This is a genomic window from Paenibacillus sp. YAF4_2 (assembly GCF_052113225.1).
Taxonomy (GTDB): domain Bacteria; phylum Bacillota; class Bacilli; order Paenibacillales; family Paenibacillaceae; genus Pristimantibacillus.
In genome coordinates, this window is the sequence record NZ_JBFRCT010000003.1 from 587,740 (window position 1) to 602,284 (window position 14,545).

General features: G+C 49.3%; 14 protein-coding genes. All 14 read left to right on the forward strand.

Annotated features, from left to right (window positions below):
• Positions 1-11 precede the first annotated feature (11 nt).
• The 14 genes from rpmA to AB4Y93_RS10155 all read left to right on the forward strand — a co-directional run bounded on the left by rpmA (position 12) and on the right by AB4Y93_RS10155 (position 14,539).
• Positions 12-323 (forward strand): 50S ribosomal protein L27, encoded by a 312-nt coding sequence (gene rpmA, locus AB4Y93_RS10090; RefSeq protein WP_167280168.1) that lies wholly within the window; start codon positions 12-14, stop codon positions 321-323.
• Positions 324-448: 125 nt separating this feature from the next.
• Positions 449-1,186, forward strand: a complete 738-nt coding sequence (locus tag AB4Y93_RS10095; RefSeq protein WP_441891436.1) for a Spo0B domain-containing protein — start codon at positions 449-451, stop codon at positions 1,184-1,186.
• Between the two features lie 13 nt (positions 1,187-1,199).
• On the forward strand, positions 1,200-2,522 hold the full coding sequence (gene obgE, locus AB4Y93_RS10100; protein ID WP_441891438.1) for a GTPase ObgE: 1,323 nt from the start codon (positions 1,200-1,202) through the stop codon (positions 2,520-2,522).
• A gap of 144 nt (positions 2,523-2,666) precedes the next feature.
• Positions 2,667-3,104, forward strand: coding sequence for an ACT domain-containing protein (locus AB4Y93_RS10105; protein WP_441891440.1), 438 nt, complete (start codon positions 2,667-2,669; stop codon positions 3,102-3,104).
• A gap of 18 nt (positions 3,105-3,122) precedes the next feature.
• Complete coding sequence (locus tag AB4Y93_RS10110) at positions 3,123-4,409, forward strand: homoserine dehydrogenase (RefSeq protein ID WP_441891442.1); 1,287 nt, start codon at positions 3,123-3,125, stop codon at positions 4,407-4,409.
• Between the two features lie 52 nt (positions 4,410-4,461).
• Positions 4,462-5,436 (forward strand): homoserine kinase, encoded by a 975-nt coding sequence (gene thrB / locus AB4Y93_RS10115; RefSeq protein WP_441891444.1) that lies wholly within the window; start codon positions 4,462-4,464, stop codon positions 5,434-5,436.
• Entirely contained in the window at positions 5,433-6,305 is an 873-nt protein-coding gene (gene pheA, locus AB4Y93_RS10120) for a prephenate dehydratase (RefSeq protein ID WP_441891446.1), read from the forward strand. Before thrB ends, pheA begins: the two co-directional genes overlap by 4 nt.
• A 164-nt stretch (positions 6,306-6,469) precedes the next feature.
• Positions 6,470-8,884 (forward strand): LysM peptidoglycan-binding domain-containing protein, encoded by a 2,415-nt coding sequence (locus AB4Y93_RS10125; protein ID WP_441891448.1) that lies wholly within the window; start codon positions 6,470-6,472, stop codon positions 8,882-8,884.
• Positions 8,885-9,020: 136 nt separating this feature from the next.
• The gene (locus AB4Y93_RS10130; protein WP_441891450.1) at positions 9,021-9,674 is read left to right on the forward strand and encodes a BofC C-terminal domain-containing protein; all 654 of its coding nucleotides are present in this window, start codon (positions 9,021-9,023) and stop codon (positions 9,672-9,674) included.
• Between the two features lie 159 nt (positions 9,675-9,833).
• Complete coding sequence (gene ruvC / locus AB4Y93_RS10135) at positions 9,834-10,334, forward strand: crossover junction endodeoxyribonuclease RuvC (protein ID WP_167280159.1); 501 nt, start codon at positions 9,834-9,836, stop codon at positions 10,332-10,334.
• Positions 10,331-10,969, forward strand: coding sequence for a Holliday junction branch migration protein RuvA (gene ruvA, locus AB4Y93_RS10140; protein ID WP_441891452.1), 639 nt, complete (start codon positions 10,331-10,333; stop codon positions 10,967-10,969). The genes ruvC and ruvA overlap by 4 nt, the downstream gene beginning before the upstream one ends.
• A gap of 20 nt (positions 10,970-10,989) precedes the next feature.
• On the forward strand, positions 10,990-11,991 hold the full coding sequence (gene ruvB / locus AB4Y93_RS10145; RefSeq protein WP_167280157.1) for a Holliday junction branch migration DNA helicase RuvB: 1,002 nt from the start codon (positions 10,990-10,992) through the stop codon (positions 11,989-11,991).
• A gap of 5 nt (positions 11,992-11,996) precedes the next feature.
• Positions 11,997-12,437 (forward strand): thiol-disulfide oxidoreductase DCC family protein, encoded by a 441-nt coding sequence (locus AB4Y93_RS10150; protein ID WP_441891454.1) that lies wholly within the window; start codon positions 11,997-11,999, stop codon positions 12,435-12,437.
• Positions 12,437-14,539, forward strand: a complete 2,103-nt coding sequence (locus tag AB4Y93_RS10155; RefSeq protein WP_441891456.1) for a SpoIID/LytB domain-containing protein — start codon at positions 12,437-12,439, stop codon at positions 14,537-14,539. Before AB4Y93_RS10150 ends, AB4Y93_RS10155 begins: the two co-directional genes overlap by 1 nt.
• The last annotated feature ends 6 nt before the right edge of the window (positions 14,540-14,545 follow it).

Genomic DNA, 14,545 nt, shown 5'->3' on the forward strand with positions numbered 1-14,545 from the left:
AGGAAATCACCATGTTGAAATTAGATCTTCAGCTTTTCGCATCGAAAAAAGGCGTAGGTTCTACAAAGAACGGTCGCGACAGCCATTCGAAACGTCTTGGCGCTAAACGCGCTGACGGTCAAGTCGTATCCGCTGGCAGCATCTTGTTCCGCCAACGCGGCACTAAGATTCACCCAGGCAATAACGTGGGCATCGGTAAAGACGACACGCTCTTCGCTTTGGTAGAAGGCGTCGTTAAGTTTGAACGTTGGGGACGCGATCGCAAGAAAGTTAGCGTATACCCAGTTGATCTGGCTCCGGTAGCCGCAGCAGTAGAAGCTTAATAGCAACAAGAGCCCCGGCCTCATGAACAGGCCGGGGTTTTTGTTTGTTTTAGACCTTTCGGGCGCTTCATTCGCATGCTATACTGATTTAGCTAGCAAACAAGCAGAAAGTGGGATCGATTACGATGGATCGCATTAGAATGGCGAGACAGTCGGCAGCGGCTTCCGTTGTGCTGCCTTGTGCGGCTGTGCTCATTTGGCCTTCTTCGGTATGGCTGGTTGTACTTTTTCTTCTATGGACAATGGCAGCTGCTGGGTTCTGGATTAAGACAGAGCGCAATGAGCAGGAAAAGCGGCTGGCACGTACTGTGCATATGTTGCAAACGGCAAGTATTAAGACGCTGAATCATCATCGGCATGATTGGATGAACGATCTCCAGGTTTTGTTCGGTTACATACGAATGAATAAGCTGGATAAAACCGTGGAATACGTGGAGAAAATAAGGGTTAGAATGACGGAGGAGAGCCAGATTGCAAAGCTGGGTGTTCCTTCGCTGATCAGCTATATACAATCTTTCCGTACACTTACGAATGCCATGCAGCTTCAGGTGAAAATGGATGAGGATATCCATCTGAATGAACTGCCAAACGAAGGCCGGGACTTCGCTGAGACATTGATGAGTCTGATCAATGCTTATCGATTCCAGGTAAAGACAGGATATGGTGATCCTGCAACACTTACCCTAAAGCTCTCCAAAGAAGAGGGGACGCTGGTGGTAACTTTTCAGTATGAGGGCGAATTAACCAGTGAGCAACAGCTTACGGATAAAATAAAACAGCAGTTGGAAGGCGCGTCTCTGCATGCGGTCAAGTTTGATAACCCGCAAAGGAATATGGTTTTAAAAACGGAGCGGCGCGCTTAAACGGAGGCAAAACATGTTTGTCGATAAAGCGAAGATATTTGTAAAAGGCGGTAATGGAGGTAACGGTATCGTTTCCTACCGTCGTGAGAAATACGTGCCGGAAGGCGGACCAGCAGGTGGTGACGGTGGTAATGGCGGCGACGTCATTTTCCGTGTAGACGAAGGCTTGCGTACACTGATGGATTTCCGTTATCAGAAGCACTTTAAAGGTCCAGCCGGCGAACGCGGCAAAGTCAAATCCATGCATGGTGCAAGTGCAGACGATATGATTGTTCGTATTCCGCCAGGCACAGTCATTGTGGATGATGATACGGAACAGATCATTGCCGATATGACACGTCATGGACAGGAAGTTGTTGTTGCGCGCGGCGGACGCGGTGGACGCGGTAACACTCGATTTGCAACAATTAATAATCCGGCTCCTGACATTTGTGAGAATGGGGAAGAAGGCCAAGAGCGCTGGGTAACACTTGAGCTCAAGGTTATGGCGGACGTTGGTCTCGTTGGATTCCCAAGCGTAGGCAAGTCAACACTTCTGTCGGTTGTATCCGGCGCGAAGCCGAAGATTGGTGCTTACCACTTCACAACGATTACACCAAATCTTGGTGTTGTTGATGTAGGTGACGGCCGCAGCTTCGTGATGGCCGATCTTCCTGGATTGATCGAAGGAGCTCATGAAGGCGTTGGTCTTGGCCATGAATTCCTTCGACATGTCGAGCGGACGAGAGTTATCGTACATGTCGTGGATATGGCTGGTACGGAAGAGCGCGATCCTTTCGAGGATTGGGTCAAGATTAACGATGAACTCGTGAAATATAACGAGAAGCTTGCTGATCGTCCGCAAATTATTGCGGCGAATAAAATGGATATGCCTGGTGCTGATGATAACTTGGAGCTGTTCAAAGAACAGCTTGATGCGGTTCGCGGTGACCGTGAATATCTGATCCTTCCGATCTCGTCGCTAACTAAGCAGGGAATTCAAGAGCTGCTGTACAAAGCAGCCGATACACTTGACGCAGTTCCTGATGAGCTGACGATTGAAGAAGTGAAGGATGTTGCGGAGCGTAAAGTATTTACGTTCGAGAAACGCGAAGATAACAACTTCACGATTCATAAGGAAGATGAGATCTATGTCGTGCAAGGCGCAAGCATTGAGAACTACTTGAAGCGTATGAATATGAACTCGTATGACGCGATTATGCGGTTCGCACAACTCATGCGGAAGTGGGGCGTTGATGCCGCTCTTCGTCGTGAAGGCGCAAGAGACGGAGATACGGTTCAAATCGCCGACTTTACATTCGAGTTCTTCGAAGGCACCGATTATACAGGAAAATAGAACCCTATCAAATGAAACAAAAAAGACGGCCGCTGGTCGTCTTTTTTCATAGAAAGCATCGCACTTACCTATTGCCGCTTTCACCATATTCCGCTATAATGTCCATTATAGAAGAACAATTGTCTTTGTAGGGAGGACGAAATAGTGACGCAACGTTATTATGTCGTTCGTGAGGATATGCTCCCTGAGGCGATCCTGAAGACGATCCAAGTAAAAGAAATGCTTGGTCGAGGCGAAGCGTCCACGGTGCACGAAGCGGTTGAGAAGGTAGGACTTAGTCGCAGCGCTTTTTATAAGTATAAAGATGGCGTTTACGGGCTGCATGAACTGGAACGCGAGCGGATTGTGACCATCTCGATGGATTTGGAGCATCGATCCGGTGTATTATCGAGTGTATTGAGCCTCGTGGCTAGTCTGGAAGGGAATGTTCTGACGATGAATCAGAGTATTCCGCTGCAAGGCTGCGCTAATGTGGTTATATCTGTTGATATCTCAAAGCTTAATGAAGAACTTACAACACTTATTGAAGTGATACGCAGCCAGGAAGGCGTGCGTAAAGCTGCCGTTATCGGACAAGGTTGATTAGATGGAGGGAATTGTATGAAGCCAGTGAAGGTAGGTTTGCTTGGTCTCGGTACTGTCGGGACTGGTGTAGTGCGTATCGTAGAAGGTCATCAGGAAGATTTGCAAAGCCAGGTGGGCTCTCCGATCGTTATTGAGAAAATTCTTGTTCAAAACAAAGCGAAATCCCGCAGTATTTCGATCGACTCGTCCAAGCTGACGGAAGATCCATGGGAAATTATCAGCAATCCCGACATCGATGTGATCGTTGAGGTAATGGGCGGAATCGGATCGACAAAGGAATATATTATGGAAGCACTCTCCCGCGGCAAGCATGTCGTTACAGCGAACAAGGATTTGATGGCGCTGCATGGCCCGGAGATTCTGGCTAAAGCACAGGAGCATGGCTGTGATGTGTATTATGAAGCAAGCGTTGCAGGCGGCATTCCTATTATCCGTACACTGGTGGAAGGCTTCTCTTCCGACCGCATTACGAAGATTATGGGTATCGTGAACGGTACAACAAATTACATCTTGTCCAAGATGAGTCTGGAAGGCGCGTCTTATGGCGATGTGCTGAAGGAAGCACAGGATCTTGGTTATGCAGAAGCGGATCCAACTTCTGATGTGGAGGGTCTTGATGCTGCACGCAAAATGACTATTCTATCAACGCTTGGTTTCCGTGCGAAAGTAGCTCTTGAAGATGTCTCCGTTCAAGGCATGTCTAAAGTGACTCGAGAAGATATTCTTTATGCGAAGCGTCTCGGCTACACAGTGAAACTGCTTGGCATCGCAGAGCGTCAAGATGATCAATTCAGCATCAGCGTTCAACCAACAATGGTGAAAAACTCACATCCAATCGCATCCGTAAATGGTGTTTACAACGCGGTTTATGTGTATGGCGAAGCTGTTGGTGAGACGATGTTTTACGGTCCCGGTGCAGGTGAACTGCCAACGGCTACATCGATCGTATCCGACCTTGTAGCTGTCGTGAAGAACTTGAAGCTGGGTGTAAACGGCAAGCAAGGATTACTGACATACAAAGAGAAAAAGCTCAAAACCGATGAGCAGATTTCTTCGAAATATTTCCTGCTGCTTCATGTAGATGACCGAGCAGGCGTCCTGGCTCAAATTACGCAAGTGTTCGCAGAGTTTGAGGTAAGCCTGGAGTCTGTGCTGCAGCAGCCTAATGCTTCTAATCCGGAAGCAGAAATTATCGTTATTACACATGATGCGAATAAAGCTGCAATCAATAAAGTGCTGCAGAAATTTGAGTCGCTGGACGTTATTCGCAAGGTGAAGAGCGTTTATCGAGTGGAAGGCTAATCCTTCTTCAATTTGATTGATTGCAAAAGCGAATAAAGGAGCTTTATCCGTCATGAATAATCGTCGAGTAATTGTGAAAGTGCCGGCCAGCACGGCTAACTTAGGTCCTGGCTTTGATACGCTGGGCATGGCGCTTTCGTTGTATTCCTGGATTGAAATGTCGGCCGCAGAGAAGACAATATTCCGTCTGTACGGCGACCAGATGCAAGGCATTCCTACTGATAAATCGAATTTGATCTATAAAGTGGCTCAGCTCGTCTTCGAAGAAGCGGGAGTTGTTGTTCCAGAGCTGGATGTTGCGATGTACAGTGATATTCCATTAACAAGAGGCATGGGCAGCAGCGCATCTGCCATTATTGGCGCTCTTGTAGCAGCTAATGCACTGATTGGCAGTCCGCTTACAGATGATAAGCTGTTCCAGCTTGCTACCAAATTAGAAGGGCATCCCGACAATGTTGGTGCGTCCTTGTTCGGCGGGATTGTCGTCTCGGCATGGGATGGTGAACGTGCCGATTATGTTAGGCTTGAACCACATGTGAAGCTTGAGACCTTGGTCGCGATACCAGCGTTCCAGCTGTCGACAGAGAAAGCGCGTCATGCCTTGCCAACGCAAATCAGCATGGCCGACGCGGTCTTTAATGTCGGCCGTAGTTCATTACTCGTAGCGGCATTAGCGAGCGGCGAGCTGGGTCTTATCCGTCATGCGATGCGTGATCGACTGCATCAGCCTTACCGGGCAGCATTAATTCCGGGTATGACAGCTATATTGGAGAGCGCGGCAGATTATGGTGCGCTTGGAGCGGCTCTCAGCGGAGCGGGTCCTACGCTGATCGCATTCGTAGATGAGACCAGCAAGAGCAAATCGGAGCTGGAGCAATTCCTGCTTGGAACACTGAAGCAGGAAGGCATCGAAGCAGAGACAATGTGGCTGAAGCCAAGCTCGGAGGGTCCGGTCATTGTTGTGGAAGACTTAGCAAGCTCTGCTCCTGATCTTATGGAGCGGATAAAAGGAGAAGTTGTTCGATGAAGACAATTGCAGTACTTCCTGCCGGATCCGTGTCGGATGAAGYAGTCAAGCGGCTGTTTGCCGGAGAAGAAATGAAGTGGGAACACCACCGCTTAATCGCCGATGTGTTTATGTCGACGGTAAACGGTGTCAGCGATTATAGCGTTGTACCTATTGAGAATACAATTGAAGGCTCCGTCAATCTGCATGTGGACTGGCTGGTTCATGAGGTAGATCTGCCGATTCAGGCGGAATGGGTATACCCTTCGATTCAAAATTTGATCGGACGCCGTTCGGAAGCAGCTAGTGAAGAAGGCGGGCTTGATTTCAGTAAGATCAAGAAAGTAATCAGCCATCCCGTAGCTATCGCGCAATGCTTGCAATTCCTTCGTAGTAGGCTGCCGCATGCAGAGATTGAAACCGTAGGAAGCACCTCTGAGGGTGTCAAGATCGTGAAAGACAATCCGGATGCAGGCTGGGCGGCTATCGGCACGATGACTGCTGCTAGCAATAACGGGCTTGATGTATTGAGTCAGGGTATCACAGATCATGATAACAATTACACCAGGTTCCTTCTGGTAGGCAGCGAGCCATTCACGGTGCGCCAATCGGACAAGCAGAAAACAAGCATTTTGATTACGCTGCCTGAAGATTATCCTGGTGCTCTTCATCAAGTACTCTCCGCTTTCGCATGGCGGAAGATCAACTTGTCGAAGATTGAATCACGCCCGACGAAGAAAAAGCTGGGCAATTATTATTTTTATATCGATATCGAGATGGCGCTGGATACGGTGCTCCTGCCTTCGGCTCTTGAAGAGATTGAGGTGCTTGGCTGCCAGGTTCGTATCCTGGGGAGTTATCCAAGCTTTACTTACGAACAGCTCCTGTAAGGAAATATAGGAATAAATGAAATTAGTGGTGCCTATAACGGGTACCGCTATTTTTTTTGCTTGAAGGTGGAGACACCTGCCTACATTCTGCATAGGATGTAATGATTGATAGCAGGCATTCGCCGTGCCGTTATACAAAGTCCGTGACAGGAGGTTTTTTGCTAGTGAAAATTCATGTTGTGAAGAAAGGCGATACATTGTATTTCATTGCACAGAAACATAATGTGTCGATTGAAGACATCTTAAAGCTGAACCCTTCCATTACGAACCCGGATCTGCTGGATGTCGGAATGAAGCTGAAGGTCCCATCGGCTAATGAGGTAGGCGGCGGGACAGGAGGGATGGAGATTATGCATCAGCATGTAGTAAAACAAGGGGATACGCTTTGGAAGCTGTCGAAAGCTTGGGGCGTACCGCTCGCGGACATGATTAAAGCGAATCCGCAGCTTAAAAATCCGAATGTGCTTTTGACCGGCGAAATTGTCAACATTCCTAAGACAGCGACACCTACATCCGAGGCGCCAGCAGCACAAGGAACTGGCAGTGCTCATCCTTTACATCCAATGTCGCTTATGCATGGTGTACAAAACTGGGTAGGCAAAAAGCCAACTGGCCAAATGCCAGCTGCGCAAACGCCAGCAGGAAAAACGCCTACAGCTCCTATTGCGCCCGTTGCACCAGCAGGAAAAACACCTACAGCACCAATCGTAACACCGGTTGCTCCTGCAGCGAAAGAGCCTGCGAAGAAAGCTCTGCCGATTGAAAAATCGCCAGACAAAAAAGCAAAGGCAGAAGACGTGAATGTGAAGCCAAATATGAAGCCTGAAATGGAAGCAAATGTAGCACCAAAAATGAAACCAAACGTAGCACCAATCACGCAATCGAATGCACAGCCAAACCTGCAGCCAAGTGTTGATCTATTCAAGCAATATGGCGTTCCTGCAGTTGAAGCAGCTTCTGGGCATCATCATGGCGGATATGGCAATAATCAGCCAATGGTATCTCCGATGCAAGTTGGCCCAGGCTATGGTTATGGCGGCTGGCCTGGCTCAAATGTAAGCCCGGCAAATGAAGGTCCTTGGTGCCCGCCTGGTACAATGCCAATTGGGGCAGGCCCAGGGTACGGTTATGGCGCAGTCTCTCCGGCTGTATTTGGTTCGGAAAATGCTTCGCCTGTGCTTGGAGCTGAAAATGTTGGTCCAACCGCATTAGGTGGCGAGAATGCAGCACCAACTGGAGTAAGTCCGGCAGCAGTAGGTCCAGGCGGAGGCTATGGCTTTGTATCGCCAGCTAATGTTGGTCCAGAGCACGGTTATGGTTACGGTCCGTCTGCTGTATCTCCGGCTAATGTCGGCCCAGACTATGGCTATGGATATGGCCCATCTGCCGTATCGCCAGCAAACGTAGGCCCAGACTACGGCTATGGATATGGCCCATCTGCCGTATCGCCAGCAAACGTAGGCCCAGATTACGGCTATGGATATGGCCCATCTGCCGTATCGCCAGCAAACGTAGGCCCAGACTACGGCTATGGCTATGGTCCATCAGCTGTATCGCCAGCAAACGTAGGCCCAGACTACGGCTATGGCTATGGTCCATCAGCTGTATCGCCAGCTAATGTTGGTCCAGACTACGGTTATGGCTATGGTCCATCTGCCGTATCGCCAGCTGAAATGGGTCCTGGCTATGGATGGGGTCCAGGAGCCGTATCCCCTGCTGAAATGGGTCCTGGTTATGGATGGGGTCCAGGAGCCGTGTCCCCTGCTGAAATGGGTCCTGGTTATGGATGGGGTCCGGGAGCTGTATCCCCTGCGAGCTTTGGCCCAGACAATGTTTCCCCAGCTGCACTAGGGGAAAACTCCGCTCCTACAAATGTTAGTCCAGAAATGATGGGTCCTGGTGGAGGTTATGGTTATAGCCCAGGCTGGGTATCTCCGGCAGAAGCAGGTCCTGACTTTGGTTATGGCTATGGCGGTCACGTATCACCAGCAAACGTAGGTCCTGAATATGGCTATGGCTATGGTCATCCGGGAATGGTATCTCCAGAGATGATGGGGCCAAACGTATCCCCTGCAGCCTTAGGCTCCAACGCAGCTCCGATGGCACTTGGTTCGAACGTATCACCTATGGCGCTTGGTTCCAACATGTCACCAACAGCGCTTGGTTCAAATGTGTCACCGCTTAGTTCGAACACATCGCCAACAGCTCTTGGCTCTAATGTATCCCCGATGGCACTTGGCTCGAACATGGCGCCAACAGCGCTTGGTTCAAACGTCTCCCCGATGGCCCTTGGCCCGAACGTTTCCCCGGCAGGCTTTGCTCCTGGGGGTTATGGCTACGGCTACGGTAATCCGGTAGCTGGTACACAAGGCTTCTCTCCTTATTCATACTGGCCTGGTCAAACAGCTGGTGCACAGGATGATCCTTGCGGCTGTAATGGTAAGCGCGAAGAGGAAGAGTTTGAAGCTGCTGCGATTGTAAGTAAAAAAACAAAGCAACGCAAAACGGCAAAGATTCGTAATGTCGCCACAAAAACGACCAAAACAAAACGGAACAGTAAACCTTGGATTAACCGTTAATTAGAGCCCTCCAGCTAACGCCTCCTGCCTTCACCCAAAGGCAGGAGGCGTTTTGCTGTTTCATTTTTCCTATCCATACATATTAATGGAAGTTTAGAGTTACACTAGGTCAAAATGAATACAAGGGGCCTTTATTATGATGAAGTTCAGCTTATGGAAGCAATTAAAAAAACGACTGCGAAGGGGCCGGCGTCCGATGTGGACGCTAGGCTCATTCTTGCTCGGAATCGCAGCGGCCATTCAGGCTATTTACGGTCTGCCGGGGACAGCATCGGCGAACGCTGAAGTTAAGATAGAGCCAGGAAAAGGGAACCCTGGTTTGATCCGGATTTTGCAAGAGCATGAAGAGCCGCTTGCAGTTAGGTTGCACCGTCAATACATCTGCGGGGATGAAACCCAGCCTTTTGGTCAAATGACGTCAGCTGAGGTTATTCGGATTTTAATGTCCCATCCGGAATGGACAGCAATGCTGTCACAGGATGGCCAAACAGTGGTGCTGGAGCAGACGATTGAAGATTTCTCTCAATCCTGCAGAGGCAATGTTTATATCGGATTAGACAAGCTTGGCTATTTGTCACTTTTTGAAGGTGCGCCTAAAAAGGAGAAGGTCGTTAAAACTTTCTTCCAGCTTGATGTCAAATATATGGAGAGCAGCCTGCCGCAGGACAAAGTTGATAGCTTGACGAGAGGAATCAAAATCTCAGATATGGACGAATACAATAGCGTCCTGTCGACTTACAGCGATTTTGCAATGCCAGCGAATCAGAAAGTGATGAAGCCGACTTATTGATAGAAGGTAAACCTTCCGCTTATGCAGCGGAAGGTTTTTTTATAGACAGGGGACGTTTTGTCGATGCGGCAATCTCAAACGCGTGTTCTCATTCGGACCAACTTTTGCTATAATGGACGGATAAGAAGCGGTAAAGACTGCCGCAAAGGAGTTGGCGGATTGCGCGTTCTTGGTATAGACCCCGGCATTGCGATCGCGGGATTTGGATTCATTGACAAAGATGGACATAAGCTGAAGCCAGTTCAATATGGCTGTATCCAGACAGCTGCACATACCCCTGCGGAAGAGCGGCTTGTGCAAATTTATGATTCGGCTGTAGCGCTGATTGATAAGTATAAACCGGATACGGTTGCGGTAGAGAAGCTGTTCTTCAATCGCAACGTAACAACGGCATTTGCCGTAGGGCAGGCAAGAGGAGTTATTATCTTGGCAGCGGCCCAGCGTGGGCTGCCAGTGGCAGAGTACACACCGCTGCAGGTGAAGCAGGCTGTTGTTGGCTACGGCAAAGCAGAGAAGCGCCAAGTGCAGGAGATGGTCAAGATGTTTCTGAAATTATCGGCTATTCCGAAGCCGGATGACGTGGCCGATGCGCTTGCTGTAGCGATCTGTCATGCCCATTCTTCGGGCTTGTCGCAAAAAATTAACGAGGTGCTTCGATGATAGATTTTTTACGCGGACTTATAGCTCATGTAGAATCGGAATATGTCGTATTAGATGTTAGGGATATTGGCTATCGCGTGTTTACTCCTAATCCGTATGCTTTTGCGGGGAAGGAAGATACCGTGACGATTTATATTCACCATCATGTACGTGAAGATGCAATCTTGTTGTATGGTTTCGAGTCGCGTGAGGAGCAGACCTTGTTCCGCAAGCTGCTTGAAGTATCGGGCATTGGTCCAAGAGTGGCACTTGGCATCTTGGCAGGAGGACGCCCGGATGCAGTGATTGGTGCCATTCAGCAGGAAAATATCGCTTTTCTGACGAGACTTCCCGGCATTGGCAAGAAGACAGCCCAACGTATGATTCTCGATCTGAAGGATAAGCTGGCTGGCTTTGCAACGGATGCTGGCTTGTTGGCTGCGGCTGGGCTGGCACCTCATCAGCCTGTATCAACCAATAGTGCACTTCAAGGTGTCGGAACAGCATGGGAAGAAGCTCGCGAGGCACTTGCTGGACTTGGTTATACCGCTGCCGAGCTGGATAAAGCATGGAGCGAGCTGGCACCTTCGGTAACGGCTGAGGAAACAGTAGATTCCTTAATGAAACGTGCCCTGCAGCAGCTGTTTAAAGGCTAACATAAAGGAGCTGAGCAAGGGTGGAAGATCGGATTATATCCGCTAACCTGATGATGGATGAGCAGGCTTTAGAGTTAAGCTTGCGCCCGCGTTATTTGGCTGAATATATCGGGCAGTCCAAAGCGAAGGAAAATTTAAAAATATATATTGATGCAGCCAAGATGCGGAAGGAAGCACTTGACCATGTGCTGCTGTACGGGCCTCCAGGCCTTGGCAAAACAACGCTGTCGAACATTATCGCCAACGAGCTTGGCGTTAATCTGCGTACGACTTCCGGTCCTGCTATCGAGCGTCCTGGTGACCTGGCCGCTTTACTTACGAATCTGCAGGAAGGCGATGTATTATTCATCGATGAGATCCACCGTCTGCATCGGACCGTTGAGGAAGTTCTGTACCCTGCGATGGAAGACTTTGCGCTTGATATTATGATTGGCAAAGGGCCAAGTGCCCGTTCCGTGCGTCTTGATCTGCCGCCATTTACACTTATCGGGGCTACAACGAGGGCAGGTCTATTATCTGCGCCTTTGCGTGACCGGTTTGGCGTTATCAGCCGCTTGGAATTTTATACAGTCGATGAGCTTGCTTATATCGTCTCCCGTTCTGCAGAAATCTTCGATATTGCGATTATTGGAGAAGCATCGCAAGAGATTGCGATGCGCTCGAGAGGAACACCTCGTATTGCGAACCGTCTCCTAAAGCGGGTACGTGATTATGCGCAGGTTCGCGGTGACGGTATTATAACGTATGAGATTGCACAGCAGGCACTTGAGTTGCAGCAGGTCGATCCGATGGGACTCGACAATATTGATCATAAGATGCTGCTCACGATGATGACGACATTTGCCGGAAGGCCTGTCGGCCTTGATACGATTGCAGCTTCAATAGGGGAAGAAAGCCAAACCATTGAAGATGTGTATGAGCCTTATTTGATGCAGATCGGTTTCCTGCAGCGGACACCACGTGGCCGGATAGCAACGGATCAAGCCTATAGGCATCTCGGAATGCCTGTGCCAGAGAGGTGAGCCGCATGCAGAGCGAGCGGGAGAAGCTGTATGTCGTATATGACGGAACCTGCAATCTATGTATTGGAACAGTAACCAGGCTGAAGGAGCTTCGCTCGAAAGCGGAATTGATCTTTGTACCGATTCAATCGCTCCAAGAAGCTGGCAATGACGTTCCTGGGATTGAGCGTGCAGCGGAATCAGATTTATATGAGAAGATGCATGTTGCGGATGAAAATGGCCGGCTTTATGCTGGAGCGGATGGTGTCGTCCGAATCCTGCGTACGATAGGCGGCTTTCGCCTGCTTGCAGCGCTTTACCGGCTGCCTGGCATGAGCAAGCTGGGGGATTTGCTTTATCGCTATATTGCGAAGCGCAGATATGACTGGTTCGGACAAACGGAACAAAGCTGTTCTGTTAATGGCTGTAAACTGCCACAAGATGAGAGGGGAAAGGGGAATCATTGATGAGGTTTCAACGATGGTCGTTCAAGCGCTTATCGCTTCTAACGATCGCCGGTTTGTTATTTGTTTCGACTTGGTGGGCCAAGCCTTCGCTTGGCGCAGTCCCACAGCTCGATTCGATACGAGTCGCCATTTTTCTGCAATTGCCGGGGAAATACACAGTAAATACACCAGCAGCTACTTTTGCATCTGCTGGCGGATTAACGATAGGAATGAGCGACCCTGCGGGTATCGTTCCATGGTTTAGTACAGGGGCTAATGAACAGTCTCGTATTGCGAAGGATGATTACAAGGTTAGAGTGATCGAGACGGCAAGCTTCGATACAGCATTGGCGGTTTACAAACGGCTCCAAGCTGCTTCGGGCAACGGCTTTATTACCTCCCTGCAGAAGAAAGGCAAGACAGTATATCAAGTGGCTGAAGGAACATATGGCAATGCAGCAGACGCTTCGGCCGCTTTGACCAAATGGAATGCGGACAGCACATTGAATACGCTGACTGGCAGTGCGAAGGGAGTTATTCAAGGACCGTTCCACTTGGAAAGTGCAACTTCTTACGCTACAGAGGCAGAAGCAGTTCAGGCTTCTGATGCATTCGGTGCAGCAGGGGTCGATGCTTATGTGGCTGTTCGCAAGGCTGCCAGTAGCAGCAATGCCCGGTATTCCGTATTCGTAGGCGCGGCAGCAAGTTCGGCAGAGCTGAGTGTTGTGAAAGCAGCAGCGGGTGCGGCAGGCAGCGGCCTAAAGACAGCGGATGACGCGGCTTATCTACTGGAACGTAATGATCATACTTTAACAGCAAAAGCCGATAGTCCGGTAAAGCTGTATGCTTTTCCAATCAATAATGCTAAGGTTCGAATTATGCCTGCGGCAGACAGCTCGATCAAGCTGACAGAGCGTTCAAATCGGACTTACCGCGGACAATTCGAAGTGAGTGAATTTAACGGCAAGCTGGCTGTCATTAATGAGCTTCCGTTTGAACAATATCTATACTCGGTTGTTGGCGGGGAAATGGTAGCTTCTTGGCCGCTTGAAGCGCTGAAAGCCCAGGCAGTAGCCGCACGTACATATGCGCTCTATCAAGGCGCTGGCTTCCAAATCGCTAATGTTGTAGATAGCGTGTATAGTCAGGAATATGAAGGAACGGTAAGAGAGAAGCCTTCCACTATTCAAGCTGTTGATGAGACAGCTGGTGAAGTGGTGCTGTATAAAGGTAAATTAATTGAAGCGTTGTTCTCATCGAATGCAGGGGGCAAATCAGCCGATGCTGCTGAAATTTGGGGCAATTCGGTTGCTTATCTGAAGAGTGTAACCAGCCCGGATACATCCTCGGAGAAGGGGCTTTACACGTGGTATCGCGTCGTTCTTCCAAACAATCTGACAGGATATATTCGCGAGGATCTGCTCACGGATTCTGGTGAAACCAATGCTGCAGGTGTGAAGCTGATGACGGTAAATACGGATGGCTCCAAGGTAAGGAAGAATCCGATCGTACAGGATTCAGTTCCGCTGATTGGACAAGTAAACAAGGGTACGGTTGTGGCTGTGCTGGACAAGGCGATCGAAAATAATGCCATGTCTTGGGTCAAGGGGCCGTTCACGTCCTCAGAGCTCCTTGCTACGATGACAAAGCAGGCAAGTGTTACAGGTCCGATTACTTCCTTACAGGTAGGTACAACAGGGCAATCAGGCCGTGTTACACAATTGCTTGTCAATGGACAGCCTTACAATGTAAAATATCCAGATGTGCTTCGTTCTGCGCTCGGAGGTTTGCCAAGCACGTTATTTAAGGTAGACGAAACGGCTAAGGTAACGATGCTTGGTGCAGGTGGTTCCACAAGAACGAGGACAACTTCTGCACAGCCGGTCTATATGATTCAGGCAGGCGGCAAAGTCTCGCAGGCTGATGGAAACCTCATCGTAATGAATGGCGACAGCCAAATTCGAGCGACGACCAAAGATCCTTCTTATCGTTTTGTAGGAACGGGGAATGGCCACGGAATTGGATTATCTCAATATGGAGCACTTAGCCTTGCTCAGCAAGGGTATGACTACTCTTATATCTTGCAATACTACTATAAAGATGTAACCATCGCTAAGGAATGATTGATT